Origin of the sequence: Promicromonospora sp. AC04 (genome assembly GCF_003058225.1) — a bacterium.
Taxonomy (GTDB): Bacteria; Actinomycetota; Actinomycetes; order Actinomycetales; family Cellulomonadaceae; genus Promicromonospora.
This window is the reverse complement of the sequence record NZ_QBUG01000006.1, coordinates 210,168-226,860: the sequence shown is the minus strand read 5'-3', so window position 1 is coordinate 226,860 and position 16,693 is coordinate 210,168. Positions and strand designations below refer to the sequence as shown.

Genomic DNA, 16,693 nt, shown 5'->3' with positions numbered 1-16,693 from the left:
CGGGTGGTGCGCTAGCGTGCGTCCCTGATGTCCAGATCAGGAGGATTCGTGACTTCGACCGGTGTGCGCGACGACCTCGGGTTGCGGCCCCATGTCGAGGCCCTGGCGCACCTTGTCACGGCGCGCACGGCGCCGCCGTCGTATGCCGTGGCAGTCCTGGGCGAGTGGGGAGGCGGCAAGTCCGCGTTCCTGCGGCGCCTGCAGGTGCAGGTCGAGGCGCGGGCTGCGTCGGGCGACCCGGAGTCGGTGGCGTCGGTGCGGGTCGTCCGGTGGAACGCATGGGCGCACGGCGACACCTCCGTGCTGGTCGGGATCGCCGCGAAGGTCGTCGCCGCGCTGCGCGGCGAGGACGTGACCGGGCGCCGTCGCGGGCCCCTCGACGCCCGGCTGCGGGCCCGGCGTCGCACCGCGACGACGAACCGGGCCGAGCGCATGCGAGCGCGGGCAGCCCGGCTCGACCACCGGATCGGGGCCGCGGAGGACGCGAGCGTTCTCGGCACCGTCCTGCACCAGGCCCGGGTGCTCCTCCTGCTGCCGTGGGCGCTGTTCCGCAGCGGGTGGCGCCGGGCGCTGCCGCTCACCATCGTGTTCGTGGTCGCCGGGCTGTTCGTCGTCGGGCCGGCGCTCCTGCCCGTCTTCGCGCACGAAGTGGCGCCCGACGTCGCTGCCTGGCTCGCGGAGTCGGGCACCTGGGTCAGCGGGGTGCTCGCCTCGTCGGGTCTCGTGGCGGCGCTGACGGCGCTCGTCGCGGGCTACCGCAGCCGCGTGGCCGAGCTGGACCCGCTGCGTACGGGCATGGTCGGCACGCTGGCGCAGCTCGTCCTGGTCACCTTCGACCAGGAGAGGGCCAAGGCGGAGGCGCGCCTCGGCGAGCTGGACGCCGACGACGCCATCGACGGCCTGTCCGTCCTCCTGCACGACGACGACCACCAGGGCCGCCTGGAGCGCGCCCACGGGTTCGTCGGGAACCTGCAGGACGAGCTCGGGACGTTCGCCGACCAGCTCGCCAAGGCCGGGGAGCATCTACGACGCCCGGGCGACACCGACGCCGACGGCCGCGTCGAGCGGATCGTGCTCCACGTCGACGACCTCGACCGATGCCCGCCCGACCGGGTCGTCGACGTGCTGCAGGCCCTCACGTTGCTGCTGTCGACGAGCCTGTTCGTCATCGTGGTCGCCGCCGACCCACGGACCCTGCGGCACGCGCTCGAACGCGACTCCGCGGCAGCCACGCGCCTGGAGGGCCATGCGGCCGGGGCGCTCGACCACCTCGACGCGCTCTTCCAGGTGCCCTACGCGCTCCCCCGCCTCGTGCCCCCGGTCAGCGGCCGCTACCTCCTGCGGACCGCCGCCGACCAGGGTCTCCTACCGCTTGACCTGGCCCTTGACCCGGGTGACGACGACGCCCCGGCAGGAGATCCGCCGTCGAGCACCCTGAGCGCCCGGGAGGCGGAGCTCCTTGCGCTGGTCTGCGAGGCCGTGACCACGCCGCGCGCGGCGAAGAAGCTGCTCACGCTGTACCAGCTGGTCCGGTACGCGACGGGGCCCGACGACGACCCACGGCCCGCCGCCCTCCTGCTGGCCCTGCTCGTGGGCGCGCCCGAACAGGCCGCGCAGCTGCTCGGCGAGCTCGATGACCGGCCCGACGCGGCACACCTCACCGCCGTGATCGAGACCCTGGGCGGCCGGCACGCGTCCGCCGGCCACGAGCGGTGCGCCGCATGCGCGGCCTGGCGGCGGATGCGCGGCGTCGCGGAACGCGCAGTCGCCGCAGGAGTCCCCGCCGAGGTGGGCAGCTACCGCGCGTGGGCGCGCGAGGTGGCGCGGTTCAGCTTCCACACGACGGAGCGGCACTGACCCAGCGCACGCCGGACGACGTCGGGGGCGGGCACCAGGTGAGCCTCACGCCTTGAAGATGTGCCGGCGGATCGAGGCGGCGTTCGAGAAGATCCGGATCCCGAGCACCACCACGACCGCCGTGGACAGCTGCCCGCCCACACCGAGCTGGTCACCGAGGAACACGATGAACGCCGCCACCACCACGTTCGACAGGAACGACACGAGGAACACCTTGTCGTCGAACAGCCCGTCGAGCATCGCGCGCAGACCCCCGAACAGGGCGTCCAGCGCGGCCACCACCGCGATCGGCAGGTACGGCTGCAGTATCAGCGGGACGGTGGGCTGCAGCACCAGGCCGGCGACCACCCCGATCACGAGCCCGACGATCGCGATCATCCGTTGTCCTCCTCGGATCGGTCCTCAGTTGTGTTCTCGTCCCCGGACTGCGGGGGGCGCGCCGACCGCAGCGTCGGGGAGCCCGCACCCGGCAGGTGCATCTCCTCGCTGGTCGTCACCTCGTTCTTGATGTCGTACTCCGCGCTCAGCAGCTGCAGGAACCCCAGCCCCGCCGACCGCGCGAACTCGACCTGCATTTCCTCCGGGTCACCAACGGCCTCGATCGTGTACGTGGGACCGTTCAACGGGTGCAGGTCCACCAGGATCGCGTCACCCGCGTTCCGGATCGCCGACAACGACGTCAGCCGCTCGTCGTTCACCGCCACCGCCTCCGCGCCCGCCGCCCACAGCTCGTTGACGACGAACTGCACGTCCGCGTCCCGCACCCGCGACTCCGCCGGCGCATCCCCCGGCTCGACCAGGCCACCACCCGAACCGTCGGTCAGCTTGACCACCATGCCCGGACCCTGCACCGCCACCGCACCGTTGACCAGCTGGTCCAACCGGTTCACCTCCAGCAACGCCGACGGCAACAGGCCACCACGCTGCAGCTCGTCCACCTCCGAGCCGAGCACCGCCGAACGCTCCGACAGGGCCTCCACCTCGGCACTACGCTCCTGAATCTGCTCGATCAGCAACGAGCGGCCCCTGGCGACCACCGGCTGCGGCGCCCGCAGGTCACGCACGGCCACCGTCGTCGCCGCGCCCAGCAGGACCGCCACCAGCAACATCGCCACCAGGCTCGGCACGCTGCGCTCCGACTTCTTCTCCCCCGCCTCCGCGCGACGCCGCGCCATCAGCGCGTACCCCGGGTCCAGCGGCCGCTCGGTCACCTCCCGCAGGAGCGTCATCGACTCGTCCAGACGCCGCCCCGACGTCCGACCCTGTACCGGAGCGCCCGGCGCGGTCATGCCGCGGCCACCAGCCGGCGCACCTGCGCCACGTACTGCAGCCCGGCCAGCCAGTACAGGCCGACACCCCACCAGGTGAACGCCCAGCCCACCACGTGCGCCCCCGCACCGACCCAGCCCGGCACCTCAGCCAGCAGCAGCAACGGGAACGCGTACAACAGGGCGAACGTCGCGACCTTGCCGACCAGCGTCACGTTCAGCGTCCCGTACCCCAGACGAGCCAGGACCGGCACCGTCAGCGCCAGCAGCACGTCACGCGCCACGATCGCGATCACCAGCCAGAGCGGCACCACCGCACGCCAGGCCAGACCGATCAAAGTCACGAAGATGAAGAGCCGGTCCGCGAACGGATCCAGCATCTGCCCCAGGCGAGTGACCTGGTTCAGGCGACGGGCCAACACACCGTCCAGCCAGTCCGACACGCCCGACACCGCGAGCACCAGCAGCGCCCAACCGTCCTCGCCCACGACGATCAGCACAGCAAAGACCGGCACCAGCGCCAGCCGCACCAGGCTGATGATGTTGGGCACGGTCAGCACCCGGGAGCTCATCTCCGCCCCAGTGGACACGCACACCGCCCTTGCTCACGCCGGTTGTTCTCGGCCGCCATCATCCTACGGGGCGAGCGTTGCGTATACGCACGGCACGCCGGGCCGAGCCAACTCCACGACCAGGCACCGACCCGCCCCGACCTTGCCCACACCTTGCCGTCCGACTACCCCCGCAACGCCCTCACCACGCACAACATCCACCCGCGTGCTGCAAGTCACGCTCGCTACCCCTGTGCTCAAGGCGCTCGCAGCCGATAGGGTGGTGACACATCCCCTTGGAGTTCGTCGTCTTCCCGTGTGTGCACGCAACGTGCGAGACAGGCCCGCAGCCTCGGCTGCGGGGAAGGTGTTTCGGGAGCAAGCGACGCGAGGGCCCTCACCTCGGCCCTGACTCCCTACCCGACGACGAACGGTGCACCACTGCATGTCTATCGACACCCATGACCTGATCGCGCCCGCTGAGCAGAACACCGAGCAGGTCATCGCCGACTCCGGCGACCAGACGGCCCCCGAGGCCGCCACCTCCGAGGTCTCCGCGGCTGCCGCCCCCGAGGCCGGCTCGACCGAGCCCGCCACGCAGGCTCCCGCTTCCGACGCCGCCGCCGGCGACGCCGTGACCAGCGAGCCCACCGGCCCGACCTTCGCCAGCCTCAACCTCCCCGCGCCCCTCATGGCCGCGGTCAACGAGCTCGGCTTCGTCACGCCCTCGGCCATCCAGGCCCGCGCCATCCCCGAGCTGCTCGCCGGCCGCGACATCACCGGCGTCGCCCAGACCGGCACCGGCAAGACCGCCGCGTTCGGCCTCCCGCTGCTCGCCGCCGTCGACCCCAAGCTCCGCAAGGTGCAGGCCCTCGTCCTGGCGCCCACCCGCGAGCTCGCCATGCAGGTCGCCGACGCCATCGAGTCGTTCGCGTCCAAGCTCGACGACGTCCGCGTCCTGCCCGTCTACGGCGGCGCACCCTACATCCCCCAGCAGCGCGCCCTGCGCGACGGCGTCCACGTCGTCGTCGGCACCCCCGGCCGCATCAAGGACCACCTCGACCGCGGCGCCCTCAAGCTCGACGACATCCGCTTCCTCGTCCTCGACGAGGCCGACGAGATGCTCCGCATGGGCTTCGCCGAGGACGTCGAGGAGATCTTCGGCCAGGCACCCACCAAGCGCCAGGTCGCCCTCTTCTCCGCGACCATGCCCCCCGCGATCCGCAAGGTCGCCGACCACCACATGACCGACCCGGTGCAGATCGCCGTCACCCGGCAGGCCTCCACCGTCACGGCCGTCCGCCAGACCTACGCCGTCGTGCCGTTCCGCCACAAGGTCGGCTCCCTCGCACGCGTCCTGTCCACGTCCGACGCCGACGCCGCCATCGTCTTCACCCGCACCCGCGGCGCCGCAGAAGACGTGGGCTCCGCCCTCATCGAGAAGGGCATCTCCGCCGCCACCATCTCCGGCGACGTCGCCCAGAAGGAACGCGAGAAGATCGTCGAACGGCTCCGCTCCGGCGCCCTCGACGTCCTCGTCGCCACCGACGTCGCCGCCCGCGGCCTCGACGTCGACCGCATCGGCCTCGTCGTCAACTTCGACGTCCCCGGCGAGCCCGAGGCCTACGTCCACCGCATCGGCCGCACCGGCCGCGCCGGCCGCACCGGCGAGGCCCTCACCTTCGTCACCCCCCACGAGCGCGGCAAGCTCCGCAGCATCGAGCGCACCATCCGCGCCTCGCTCGAAGAGGTCGAGATCCCGTCCCCCAAGGACGTCTCCGCCCACCAGGTCAAGCGCGCCCTCGGCAAGGTCGCGGCCCGCCGCGAGGCCGGCCGCCTCGAGATGTACACCGACATGATCCGCGCCTACGCCGACGAGACCGGCGTCGACCCCGTCGAGATCGCCGCCGCCATGGCGGCGCTCGCGGTGGGCGACGACGGCCCGCGGGCCCGTGCGGAGCAGGAGGAGTACGAGCGTGAGCGTGCCGAGGCCAAGTCGGCCGCGGCCCGGCGCAACACCCGCGACGGCGACCGGCACGACCGGTCGGGAGACCGTTCCCCGCGCGGCCGTGCCGAGGGCGACCGCGGCATCCGCCGTCCGGCCCGCGGCACGCGGTACCGCATCGCCGTCGGGCACACGCACGGCGTGCAGCCGGGCGGGATCGTCGGTGCGCTGACGGGCGAGGGTGGCATCACCGGAGCCGACGTCGGCAAGATCGACATCTTCGGCAGCTTCTCGCTGGTGGACATCATCGCGCCGCTGGACAACGAGGCGCTCGACCGCCTGGCCCGGGCCCGCGTGGCCGGCAAGCCGCTGCGCATCACCCTGGACCGGGGCCCGGCGCGCACCGGCGGCGACCGGGACCGCGCCCCGCGGACGGGTGGCGACCACCGCCGCCCGGACGGCGAGCGTGGCCCCCGTGGCCGCGGCCCGGCCCACTGGGAGGCCCGCAGCGCCCGCTGACGCGGCACACGCCCGGAGAGCAGTCGCGTGACAACGGCGGTCGGGCTTGCCGAGACATGGTCTCGGCAAGCCCGACCGCCGTTTCTGCTCTCCAGCTCTTGTTCCCGGCCGCCGTTCCCGGGCCGCGCGTTCCCCGGCTACTGCCGCCCGGGTTCGGTGGCCTCGCCCAGCTCGGAGATGAGCGTCACCAGGCGGCGGGCCTCGGCCATGCCGTGCTCGCCGTCTGCGCGCTGGATCCCCATGACGGCGAGCACGTCGCCGTCGGCGAGGTCGAGGTGCACCCACGGGTCGTTCGGGCCGAACCGGACGGTCACGATCTCGGCCCAGGCCAGGCGGCGGCTGTTGGCGTAGTTGACGACGGTGAGCCCGGTCGGGTCGGGGATCGCGCGCACGGCACCGAACCGCCAGGCGATGGCGGCGCCCAGCAGCCCGAGCACGATGATCGCTATCCGGTTGGCGGTGTCCGCGCCGGCGCCGTTCGCCGCGAGTGCGACGAACGTGCACCCGCCGGCGGACAGCAGCGCCAGCCCGTACGCCGTCGGCGTGCCGAAGCGGCCGCGGAAGGTGCGGAAGCGGTCGTCGCCACGGCCATGGCCGGTGGCGCTGCTGCCTGTCCCCGCACCCGCGCCCGCAGCCATGAGGCCTACAGCCGGGAGGCGTGGATGGAGGTCACGATGATGGCGCGCGCCCCGACGTCGTACAGCGCGTCCATGATCCGGTTCGTCGCGCTGCGCGGGACCATGACGCGCACGGCGCAGGCGTCGCTGTGGTGCTGCGCCGAGACCGTCGGGGACTCCTTGCCGGGCGTGATCGCGACGGCTTCTTCGAGCCGCGCCGCGGGGACCACGTAGTCCATGAGCACGTACTCGCGGGCGGTGATCACACCCTCCAGCCGCCGGGTCAGGACCTCCAGGCCTGCGGGCGGCTCGACGTCCGACTGCCGGATCAGCACGGCCTCCGAACGCAGGATCGGGTCGCCGAACACCTCCAGCCCCGCGGCCCGCAGGGTGGTGCCGGTCTCCACGACGTCGGCGATGACGTCCGCGACGCCGAGCCGCACGCTCGACTCCACGGCGCCGTCCAGGTGCACGATCGCCGCGGGCTCGACGCCCTGCTTCGCCAGGTGCTGGGCCACGAGCGTGGTGTACGACGACGCGACGCGGCGCCCGGCGATGTCGCTCACCTCGGTGATCGGGTGGGTCTGGCCGGGCTCCGTCGGCACCGCGGGCGCCGCGTACCGGAACGTGGACCGGGCGAACCCGAGGCCGAGGTGCTCGACGGCGTCCGCGCCCGAGTCGAGCATCAGGTCCCGGCCGGTGATGCCGACGTCGACCGTGCCGGTCCCGACGTAGACCGCCACGTCGCGGGGGCGCAGGAAGAAGAACTCGACGTCGTTCTCGGGGTCGGCGAGCACGAGCTCACGGGTGTCGCGGCGCTGGCGGTAGCCCGCCTCGCGCAGCATCTCGGAGGCGGGGCCGGACAGGGCACCCTTGTTGGGGACGGCGATGCGCAGCATGTGTTGGTTCCTCTCTGGGTGTACGTCGGATCTGCGGAACCCGGGTCTCTCGCCGGGGCTCGACCGGTGGTACTTCAACCGTGGTCGGGGCCCGGCGAGGCCGGGTCACAGATGCGTGTACACGTCCTCGAGGGTCAGTCCCTTGGCGACCATCAGGACCTGCAGGTGGTACAGGAGCTGCGAGATCTCCTCGGCGGTCTCGCTGTCCGACTGGTACTCGGCCGCCATCCAGACCTCGGCGGCCTCCTCCACGACCTTCTTGCCGATCGCATGGACTCCGGCGTCCAGCTGGGCCACGGTGCCAGAGCCCGCGGGACGGGTCTCGGCCTTCTCGGTCAGCTCGGCGAACAGGGTCTCGAAGGTCTTCACACGCCCAGCCTAGTCGGGCGACAGGGGCTCTACCCGTGGCCGTCCCACGTTGTGGCCATTCTCGCTATGACGCGGGCCACTGTCCTGTCCCCCGCACGACTCCGGCGTCGAGACTGTGCCGAGCGAGCCCGTTCTTTGGGCTCGTTGGTGCGGTATAGGACTGGCGTGGGTTCGGCAAAGACGCTTGGCACACTATTAATGCAGGACTGGTGCTGAGAGTGGAGAGCGGTCAGACGCCGGTCGGCGCGAGGCTCCGCAGCGTCACCGCCGTCGCGACCGCCGCCTCCACGGCCTCCGCCCCCTTGTCCTCCCTGGAGCCCTCCAGGCCTGCCCGGTCCAGCGCCTGCGTCTCGTCGTCGCACGTCAGCACGCCGAACCCGACCGGGACCCCGGTCCGGACGCTCACGTCCGTCAGGCCCGACGTCGCCGCCGCGCACACGTACTCGAAGTGCGGCGTCCCGCCCCGGATCACCACCCCGAGCGCGACGACGGCGTCCGCCGCCGGCCCCCCACCGACCCCGGCCGCACGCGCAGCGGCCACCGGCAGCTCGAACGAGCCCGGCACCCGCACCTCCGTCCAGTCCGCGCCCGACTCCGCCAGGGCCCGGCGGGCGCCGGCCAGCAGCCCGTCCATCACTCGCTCGTGCCAGCTCGCCGCGACCACGACCACCCGCAGGCCCGTGCCGTCGACCGTCACCTTCGGTGCTCCCGCGCCGCTCATGCGCATGCTCCTTCGTTCTCGTTGACTTGCTCGTCGACTTCCTCGTTCAGGTCGATGCTGTGCCCCAGCACCACCCGCTTCGTCTCCAGGTACCGGTGGTTGTGCACACCACGCCCCACCGCGAGCCCCCGCCGCCCGACGACGTCCGTGCCCGCCTCCCGCAGGCCCGCCACCTTCTCCGGGTTGTTCGTCAGCAGCGTCACCCCGTCCAGGCCGAGGTCCGCCAGGATCGCCGACGCCGCGCCGTACTCCCGCGCGTCCACCGGCAGCCCGAGGTCCACGTTCGCCTCCACGGTGTCCCGCCCGGCGTCCTGCAGCGCGTACGCCTGGACCTTCGCCGCCAAGCCGATCCCCCGGCCCTCGTGACCCCGCAGGTAGACGACCGCACCACCCTCGGCGGACACCGCCCGCAGCGACGCCTCCAGCTGCGGACCGCAGTCGCACCGCAGCGACCCCAGCCCGTCCCCCGTCAGGCACTCCGAGTGCACCCGCACCAGCGAGCCCTGCGCGGAACCGACCAGCGCCGGACCCGCCGACACCGGCGTCAGCCCCAGGTGCTCCGCACCCGAGAGCAGATCCCGGTACGCCACCACCCGGAAGTCCCCGTACCGCGTCGGCAACGACGCCTCCCCCACCCGGTGCACCCGCTCGGCGAGCCCCGGGACAAGGCCGGGCACGACGCCGGCCGCGCCGGGCGACGGCACCGGGTCGTACGCCCGCCGCCACGCCACCAGCTCCGCCACCGTCAGCACCACCAGCCCCGCCTCCTGGGCCAGGACCCGCGCCTCCGGCAGGCGCATCACCGCGCCGTCGTCCCGCACCAGCTCCGCGATGCCACCCACCTCACCCAGCACCCCGCCGGCACCACCCGCCAACCGCACCAGGTCCACCGCGGCCTCGGTATGCCCAGCACGCTCCAGCACCCCACCCGGCCGCGCCCGCAACGGCAGCACGTGCCCAGGCCGGATCAGGTCCCGCGCACCCGACGCCGGATCACCCAGCACCCGCAACGTCAGCGCCCGGTCCGCCGCCGAGATCCCCGTCGACACCCCCACCGCATCCACCGACACCGTGTACGCCGTGCTCCGCGGATCCTCGCTCCGCTCCACCATCAGCGGCAGCTCCAGCGCATCCGCCCGGTACCCCGGCATCGGCGCACACAGGTACCCCGACGAGTGCCGCACCGTCCACGCCACCCACTCCGCCGTCGCGGCGCTCGCGGCGAGGACTACATCGACCTCGTTCTCCCGGCCGGCGTCGTCCGCCACCAGGACGGGGCGGCCGGCGGCGAGCTCGGCGAAGGCACGCTCCATCAGGTCCGTGTCGACTTCGTGCATGTCGACCGGGTCGGTATCGAGTGCGGTCGTGTCCGTCGTGCTCGCTGCGCGCACCGCGCTCATCGGGCGACTCCCGTCTCCAGGTCGCTCGCCGCGATGGCAGTGTCCAGGGCGTTCGCAGTGTTCGTCCCGGCCGTCATGAGCCGCTCGACGTACTTCGCGAGCACGTCGACCTCCACGTTCACGACGTCGCCCGCGGCCAGCCCGCCCAGCGTCGTCGCGGCGAGCGTGGTCGGGATGAGCGACACCCCGAAGGCGTCGTCGGACACCCACGTCACCGTGAGCGACACGCCGGACAGGGCGACGGAGCCCTTCTCCGCGACGTATCGGGTCAGGGCGGGGGGCGCGGCGAGCTCCAGGTCGTCCCAGCGCGGGCCGGGGGTGCGCCGCACGAGCGTCGCGACGCCGTCGACGTGCCCCTGGACCACGTGCCCGCCCAGGCGGCCGTTCGCCGGCAGGGCACGCTCCAGGTTGACCCGGGCGCCCGGCACGAGGCCGCCGAGCGACGTGCGGCGGAGGGTTTCCGGCATCACCTCGGCCACGAACGCGCCGTCCGCGACCGACGTGACGGTCAGGCACACCCCGTCGACGGCGATCGAGTCGCCCGGACGGGCGTCCGACGTGGCGAGCGGCCCGACGACGGTCAGGACGGCGTCGGGCGCCGTGCCGGATCCGGCGTCGCCGCCGGGTCGCTCGAACGCGACGACGGAGCCGAGCTCCTCAACGATTCCGGTGAACATCAGATCTCCTCCTTGGTGTGCCGGCTGGGCCGGCCTTTCTGTTCGGGCTGTTCGGGCTGTTCGGGCTGTGCGGGCTGGGCCCGGCGCGCGACCATGAGCATGTCGTCCCCCAGCCGGGTCACGTCGCGGGTGGCGAAGCGCGCGGCCTCGCCAATGGTGGTGACGCCGAGATCGCCGACGGCGGTGGCGCCCGCGCCGAGCAGCACCGGCGCCACGTACGCGTGCAGCTCGTCGACGGCGTCGGCGGCCAGCAGGGTGGTCGCCAGGGTGGGACCGCCCTCCACGAGCAGGTGCCGCACCTCCCGGTCACCGAGCTCCCGGAGCACCACGTCGAGGTCCCGCTCGGGCAGGTGCAGCAGGGGTCCGCCGGGCCCGCGCAGGCGGGCGCCGTCGGGCACCGTACGACGGCCGAGCACGACCCGGAGCGGCTGGTGCTCGAACAGGCCGCCGTCGGCCGTCCGCGCGGTGAGGGACGGGTCGTCCGTCAGGGCGGTTCCCGAGCCGACGGCGATCGCGTCGACCTGCGCGCGGATCGTGTGGGCGTGGGCTCGCGCCCGCGGACCGGTGATCCAGCGGCTGGTCCCGTCCGGGGCGGCGACCCGGCCGTCGAGGCTGGTCGCGAGCTTGAGGGTCACGTAGGGGCGGCCGGTCCGGACCGCGTGCAGCCACGGGCGGAGCAGCTCCTCGCCCTCGTCCGCGAGGAGGCCCGTGGTCACCTCGATCCCCGCGGCACGCAGCCGGGCAGCGCCGCCCGTCGCCACCGGGTTCGGGTCGCCGACCGCCACGTGCACGGCGGCGACGCCGGCGTCGATCAGGGCATCGGCGCAGGGTCCGGTGCGGCCGTGGTGGGCGCAGGGCTCGAGCGTCACGACCGCCGTCGTGCCCCGCGGGTCGATGCCGCGCGAGCGGGCGTCGGCCAGGGCTGCGGCCTCCGCGTGCGGGGTGCCCGCCCCGCGATGGAAGCCCTCGGCCACCGGGTGACCGCCGGGATCCAGGAGCACGCAGCCGACGCGGGGGTTCGGGCCGTACGCCGGGCCCTGCACGGCCAGCGCGAGGGCGCGGCGCATGGCGCTCTCGAGAGCGTGTGGTCCGGTCGCCGCGGGCGCCGTCGCGCGGCCCTGCCGTGCCTGGTTCATGCCGTCCTCCCCGAGCTTCGGCGCTCCGGGGTGGACGACGGGTGCACGGGCTGGCCGTGACGGCCCAGCCCGCGCGCACGACGTCACGGCGACACACGCCCAGGGGACGGCGGCGCCGCACGTGCTTCCTCCCATCCGGACTTTCACCGTCGGTCCTGGAGTTCCACCAGGTCAACCGGCCATCCTTGCGGACGGACGGGTCGCGGACTGTCACCGCCGGCTCGGAATTACACCGACCCCGGAGCACGTGTGTGCACTACTGCTCACAGAATGCCACAGCAAGGGCGGCGTTCGGCGTGCTCTGTGTCACACCCGGGCGCACCGGGCGCCGTGCCTCGGGTCACACTGCCGGTTCCACGAGACCTCACGCCGTGCGCCGGACCCGGCGACGCCGGATCACCCACTCGGCGAACGCCACGTTGATGGCCCACCCCAGGCCCATCCCGATCGTGTTGGGCACGGGCCCCGGCGCGCCGGCGACCGCCGTGAACGGCCCGAGCAGCAGCGCCTGCGTGCCCGCGCCCATGGCCAGCGCGTAGGCGCGCGTCATCCAGGCCGAGTGGGTCACGAAGTCGCGGCGCAGCGCCGCACGCACGCCCAGCACTATCGACACCGCCATGGCAGTACCGACCAGGTAGCGCATCCCGTTCACGACCACCGTGTCCTTGACGGGCAGGTCGTAGAACGCGGTCATCCAGAGGCCGGTCAGCGCGACGCCGAGGCCCGCCAGTGCGAGCACCCGTCCGGCCAGCCTGTGCCAGCGGTGTCGGCGCAGGCTCGGGACGAACTGGAACGCGCCGAGCATGCTGTAGGTCGTCACGCAGACGATGTGCACGACGACGGGCAGCGGCTGGGTCACGAAGCGCGCGTTCTCCGCGGTCAGCACCGGGTCGGACCCCAGCTCGGCGAGCCGCACGGAGCCACCGAGCGCGGGGACCAGCGACAGGAGCAGCAGCCCTGCGGGGACGAGCCACTCGCGACGGCTGGTGGACCTGGTCGTTGCCTGGGATGTCGTCATGTACCGAGCGTCCTCGGCAGGGTGCGGGCTGGTCATGGGCCCGTGGACCGGTCTTTGCCCTGGCCGAAAGTACGAGTTGACTGCCACGGCGTGGCGGGCGGGGTGCGGGGCGGGTCGCCGGGCAGGGTCGCCGAGCGGTCGCCGGGCAGGTCATCGAGCAGGGTCAGGGGCGACCGGGCCGCACGCGCCCCGTGTCGTACGCCCAGAGCGCGACCTCGACCCGGTTGCGCGCGCCCACCTTGGTCATCAGGTTCGCGACGTGCGACTTCACCGTGCTGAGCGTGACGAAAAGCTCGCGCGCGATCTCGGTGTTGGTCCGGCCGCGGGCCACGGCCAGCAGCACCTCCTCCTCCCGCGCGGTGAGCGGGTCCAGGGGCTGGGCGGGCACGTTCCGCGGACCGGCGTCGGCGAAGGCGTGCAGGAGGCGCGTCGTGACGCTTGGCGCGATGAGCGCATCGCCCGCCGCCGCGGCCTGGATCGCCTGGGCCAGGAGCGCGGGACCGGCGTCCTTCAGCAGGAAGCCTCGAGCCCCCGCGCGGAGGGCCGCGTAGACGTACTCGTCCAGGTCGAAGGTGGTGATGACGACGACGGCGAGCGGGTCCGCGACGTCGGCGCCCGCGAGAAGCCGGGTGGCCTCGATGCCGTCGATGCCCGGCATCCGGATGTCGAGCAGGCTGACGTCGGGACGCAACCTCCGGGCGAGCTCGACGGCGGTCCGGCCGTCAGAGGCCTCGCCGACGACCTCGATATCGTCCTGGGCGTTCAGGATCATGGTGAGGCCCGTGCGGACGATCTCCTGGTCGTCCGCGACGAGGACCGTGATGCGCTCGGCCGGTGCGGGCTCGGTCGTCATGCCATCGGTCGTCATGCCGGCCGGCCCGTCCGGGGCGTTCGTGGTGCCCCGGACAGCGGGAGGACCGCTTCGACGGTCCAGCCCCGGGCCGCGGGCCCGGCTTCGAGCGTGCCCCCGAGCAGCTCGGCGCGTTCGCGCATCCCGGCCAGCCCGAACCCGCTGCCGGCCGGACGTGTCGGCGCGTCCCCGTCGTCGGACACCCGGAGGCGGACGGACATGTCGCCGACGGTGACCAGGACGGCGATCCGGGTGGCACCCCGGGCGTGGCGGCGCGCGTTGGTGACCGACTCCTGGGCGATGCGGTGCACGGCGGCGCCGACGGCCGCCGTGACCCGGGCGGGGTCGCCCTCCAGGAGGACCTCGACGGGCGGCGGCCCGGTGTCGGCGAGGCGTTCGACGTCGGCGATGGTGGGGCCGGGGGCAAGGTCGGCCGCCTCGCCTGTGCCCGAGTTATCAGCGCCCAGGCCATCAGCGCCCAGGCCATCGGTGCGCGGGTCTTCGGTGCGCAGTTCGTCGGAGCGGAGGGCGCGGACGAGGGTGCGCATCTCGGCCAGGGCGCGGGTGGCCTCGCCCTCGATGACCCGCAGGGCGTCCGCCGCGGCGCCGGGGTCGGTGCCGGACACGGCGAGCCCGGCCTGCGCACGGACGGCGACGGCCGAGACGTGGTGCCCGACGACGTCGTGCAGGTCGCGCGCCAGGCGCTCCCGCTCGAGCAGCGCGACCTGCTCGCGCTCGCGCTTACGGGCCCCAGCGCGGTAGCGGAACGCCAGGCCGAGCGCGAAGGCCGCGCTGAGGATCACGACGCCCGCTCCCACGTCGGTCGGGGTCAGGAACCCGAGCGCGGCGTTGACGCCCACCTTCGCGAGGATCAGCGTCGCGCCGAGCACCATCGCGCGCCCGCTCCCCCACCGGAACAGTGCGTACGGCAGGACCAGCATGAACACGTTCGCGGTGAGGTCCAGCTCCCGGTCCAGGATCACGGCCGGCACGCCGGAAGCGACGAACGCGATGGCGACCATCAGCAGCGGGTGCGTCCGGCGCCACAGCAGGGTCGGCGCGAGCACGACGACGGTGGCGACCTGCAGCCAGCGCCCCGGGACATCCGGGCGGACGATCCCCTCGATCACCGCGGCGACCACGAACGCAGCGACGAGCACCCAGTCCCGCCACGTCCGCGCGGGCGGGTCGGCGGGCCGCGGTTCGTTCCAGACCGAGCGGATGGCGGACACGGCCTCATGCTACGAGGACGGGCGCATCGGCCGGATCAGGCAAAAGTACGAGCCGGGCCTCGTTCCGGGCCTGGTCTCGGGGCTGCTGGTGAGGTGTGCGCACTGCCGGCGTGCTGGCGCGATGCGCTTGGCACACTATTTCCAGATGAGAACAGGACGCCGCTGGCGGCTGCCGTCCGGCTGCCCCGTTGTCCGCTTCGACCAAGCAGTTGGGCTTGGTTCCGGCTCGATATCCAAGCCCAACTGCTTGGTCGAAGCGGACCTTGCCCCGCACGCGGGCATCGGACCCCGGCGGCGGGGTCCGACGTCGGGTCAGTGGGTGTGCTTCTCCGCCAGCTCGCGCAGGGCGGCGATCTCGGCCGGGATGTCCTCGGCCCCGTACACGGCTGAGCCCGCGACGAAGACGTTCGCGCCGGCGTCGGCCGCCCGCTCGATCGTGTCCCGGGACACTCCCCCGTCGACCTGGATCCACACGTCGAGGCCGGACTCGCTGACGGCCTCCCGCGCGCGCCGGATCTTCGGCAGCGTGCCCTCGATGAAGGACTGCCCGCCGAACCCCGGCTCGACCGTCATCACGAGGATCATGTCGATCTCGGCCAGCAGGTCGAGGTAGGGCTCCACGGGGGTCGCCGGCCGCAGCGCCACGCCCGCCCGTGCCCCGAGCCGGTGCAGCTCCCGCGCCAGCCGGACGGGCGCCTGCGCCGCCTCCGCGTGGAAGGTGACCGACGCCGCCCCCGCCTCCGCGAACGCGGGTGCCCACCGGTCGGGGTTCTCGATCATGAGGTGCGCGTCCAGCGGGATCGGCGACACCTTCGCGAGCCGCTCGAAGATCGGCAGCCCCAGCGTCAGGTTCGGCACGAAATGGTTGTCCATGACGTCGACGTGCGCGTAGTCGGCGTCGGCGATCCGGCCGAGGTCGCGCTCGAGGTTCGCGAAGTCGGCGGACAGGATGCTGGGGGCGATGAGGGCTGCCATGATGCCAGCCTAGAGCCCGACCAACAGACCGGGAGCAAACGATGATCCCCGAAGTGAACTACTGGGCAGTGATCGTGGCCACGCTGTCCACGCTGGTCGTGGGCTCGGTCTGGTACACGCCCAGGGTGTTCGGCAAGCGCTGGATGCGGCTGGCAAAGGTGGACCAGGAGGCTGCCCGGGCGGCAGGGGTCTGGCCCATCGTCGTGACGGTCATCGTCAGCTTCCTGACCGCCTGGGTGCTCGCCGGCGCCACCTACATCTCGTGGGAGTTCTACGACGGCAGCTTCTTCACTGCGGCCGTCGTCACCGCCGTCATGCTCTGGATCGGGTTCACGGCGGCCCGCATCATCACGCACGACGCCTTCGAGGGCCGCCCGTCCGCGCTCACCACTCTGAACCTGGCGCACGAGCTGGTGACGATCCTGGTCATGGCCGTGATCATCGGGGTGTGGCCGCCGGCGGGTGTCTAGCGGCGTGGCGGGCCGAGCGGCACAGCACGCGCCCGCATCCTCGGCGAGGCCTTCGCCAACGACACCGGCACCGATCCGCACGCCTACGTCGAGGACCTCACTGCGGCCTCTCGGACACCACGGCGCGCCCGGCGATCACCGCGGACGAGCAGGAAACCAGCTCGGTGGACATCGAAGGCGGCGGTGGCA

17 protein-coding genes and 1 riboswitch are annotated in these 16,693 nt (G+C 73.2%); of the genes, 3 read left to right on the top strand and 14 right to left on the bottom strand.

The features are described 5' to 3' along the window. The first annotated feature begins 48 nt into the window (after nt 1–48). Nucleotides 49–1,857 carry a P-loop NTPase fold protein gene (locus C8K30_RS17350; RefSeq protein WP_158281038.1) on the top strand — a complete coding sequence of 603 codons (1,809 nt, stop codon included), beginning with the start codon at nt 49–51 and terminating at the stop codon, nt 1,855–1,857. A gap of 45 nt (nt 1,858–1,902) precedes the next feature. On the opposite strand, the gene C8K30_RS17345 is transcribed toward C8K30_RS17350, so the two are convergent. Genes C8K30_RS17345 through C8K30_RS17335 form a run of 3 tightly spaced genes read right to left on the bottom strand, consistent with a single transcriptional unit; the run spans nt 1,903 to nt 3,697 of the window. Then, nucleotides 1,903–2,235, bottom strand: a complete 333-nt coding sequence (locus tag C8K30_RS17345) for a small basic family protein (protein ID WP_108494149.1) — start codon at nt 2,233–2,235, stop codon at nt 1,903–1,905. Next, complete coding sequence (locus tag C8K30_RS17340) at nt 2,232–3,146, bottom strand: DUF881 domain-containing protein (protein ID WP_108494148.1); 915 nt, start codon at nt 3,144–3,146, stop codon at nt 2,232–2,234. The genes C8K30_RS17345 and C8K30_RS17340 overlap by 4 nt, the downstream gene beginning before the upstream one ends. Next, a complete protein-coding gene (locus C8K30_RS17335) occupies nt 3,143–3,697 on the bottom strand; it encodes a CDP-alcohol phosphatidyltransferase family protein (protein WP_108494147.1) in 555 nt (184 codons plus the stop codon). Before C8K30_RS17335 ends, C8K30_RS17340 begins: the two co-directional genes overlap by 4 nt. 424 nt (nt 3,698–4,121) lie before the next feature. Here C8K30_RS17335 and C8K30_RS17330 point away from each other — a divergent pair, with 424 nt between their 5' ends. Further along, nucleotides 4,122–6,140: a DEAD/DEAH box helicase gene (locus C8K30_RS17330; RefSeq protein WP_108494146.1), complete on the top strand. Its 2,019-nt coding sequence runs from the start codon at nt 4,122–4,124 to the stop codon at nt 6,138–6,140. 137 nt (nt 6,141–6,277) lie between these two features. On the opposite strand, the gene C8K30_RS17325 is transcribed toward C8K30_RS17330, so the two are convergent. The 11 genes from C8K30_RS17325 to rpe form a co-directional block, all read right to left on the bottom strand. Beyond that, a complete protein-coding gene (locus C8K30_RS17325) occupies nt 6,278–6,778 on the bottom strand; it encodes a PH domain-containing protein (RefSeq protein WP_108494145.1) in 501 nt (166 codons plus the stop codon). Between the two features lie 5 nt (nt 6,779–6,783). Then, the gene (gene hisG, locus C8K30_RS17320; RefSeq protein WP_108494144.1) at nt 6,784–7,656 is read right to left on the bottom strand and encodes an ATP phosphoribosyltransferase; all 873 of its coding nucleotides are present in this window, start codon (nt 7,654–7,656) and stop codon (nt 6,784–6,786) included. A gap of 105 nt (nt 7,657–7,761) precedes the next feature. Then, nucleotides 7,762–8,025: a phosphoribosyl-ATP diphosphatase gene (locus C8K30_RS17315; RefSeq protein ID WP_108494143.1), complete on the bottom strand. Its 264-nt coding sequence runs from the start codon at nt 8,023–8,025 to the stop codon at nt 7,762–7,764. Between the two features lie 229 nt (nt 8,026–8,254). Further along, nucleotides 8,255–8,746, bottom strand: coding sequence for a 6,7-dimethyl-8-ribityllumazine synthase (gene ribH / locus C8K30_RS17310; protein WP_108494340.1), 492 nt, complete (start codon nt 8,744–8,746; stop codon nt 8,255–8,257). Continuing rightward, the gene (gene ribB / locus C8K30_RS17305; RefSeq protein WP_199230562.1) at nt 8,743–10,083 is read right to left on the bottom strand and encodes a 3,4-dihydroxy-2-butanone-4-phosphate synthase; all 1,341 of its coding nucleotides are present in this window, start codon (nt 10,081–10,083) and stop codon (nt 8,743–8,745) included. Before ribB ends, ribH begins: the two co-directional genes overlap by 4 nt. Nucleotides 10,084–10,142: 59 nt before the next feature. Further along, nucleotides 10,143–10,823: a riboflavin synthase gene (locus tag C8K30_RS17300; protein ID WP_233257238.1), complete on the bottom strand. Its 681-nt coding sequence runs from the start codon at nt 10,821–10,823 to the stop codon at nt 10,143–10,145. Next, on the bottom strand, nt 10,823–11,959 hold the full coding sequence (gene ribD / locus C8K30_RS17295; RefSeq protein WP_233257237.1) for a bifunctional diaminohydroxyphosphoribosylaminopyrimidine deaminase/5-amino-6-(5-phosphoribosylamino)uracil reductase RibD: 1,137 nt from the start codon (nt 11,957–11,959) through the stop codon (nt 10,823–10,825). Before ribD ends, C8K30_RS17300 begins: the two co-directional genes overlap by 1 nt. 117 nt (nt 11,960–12,076) lie before the next feature. Continuing rightward, a riboswitch (FMN riboswitch) is annotated at nt 12,077–12,210 on the bottom strand. Between the two features lie 113 nt (nt 12,211–12,323). Next, nucleotides 12,324–12,977: a DUF2306 domain-containing protein gene (locus tag C8K30_RS17290; RefSeq protein WP_233257236.1), complete on the bottom strand. Its 654-nt coding sequence runs from the start codon at nt 12,975–12,977 to the stop codon at nt 12,324–12,326. Between the two features lie 163 nt (nt 12,978–13,140). Then, nucleotides 13,141–13,830 carry a response regulator transcription factor gene (locus C8K30_RS17285; protein WP_108494338.1) on the bottom strand — a complete coding sequence of 230 codons (690 nt, stop codon included), beginning with the start codon at nt 13,828–13,830 and terminating at the stop codon, nt 13,141–13,143. A gap of 11 nt (nt 13,831–13,841) precedes the next feature. Then, complete coding sequence (locus C8K30_RS17280) at nt 13,842–15,059, bottom strand: sensor histidine kinase (protein WP_108494141.1); 1,218 nt, start codon at nt 15,057–15,059, stop codon at nt 13,842–13,844. 312 nt (nt 15,060–15,371) lie between these two features. Then, nucleotides 15,372–16,034 (bottom strand): ribulose-phosphate 3-epimerase, encoded by a 663-nt coding sequence (rpe, locus tag C8K30_RS17275; RefSeq protein WP_108494140.1) that lies wholly within the window; start codon nt 16,032–16,034, stop codon nt 15,372–15,374. A 41-nt stretch (nt 16,035–16,075) separates the two neighbouring features. Between rpe and C8K30_RS17270 the strand changes: the two genes are divergently transcribed. Continuing rightward, nucleotides 16,076–16,504 (top strand): DUF1761 domain-containing protein, encoded by a 429-nt coding sequence (locus C8K30_RS17270; protein WP_108494139.1) that lies wholly within the window; start codon nt 16,076–16,078, stop codon nt 16,502–16,504. The last annotated feature ends 189 nt before the right edge of the window (nt 16,505–16,693 follow it).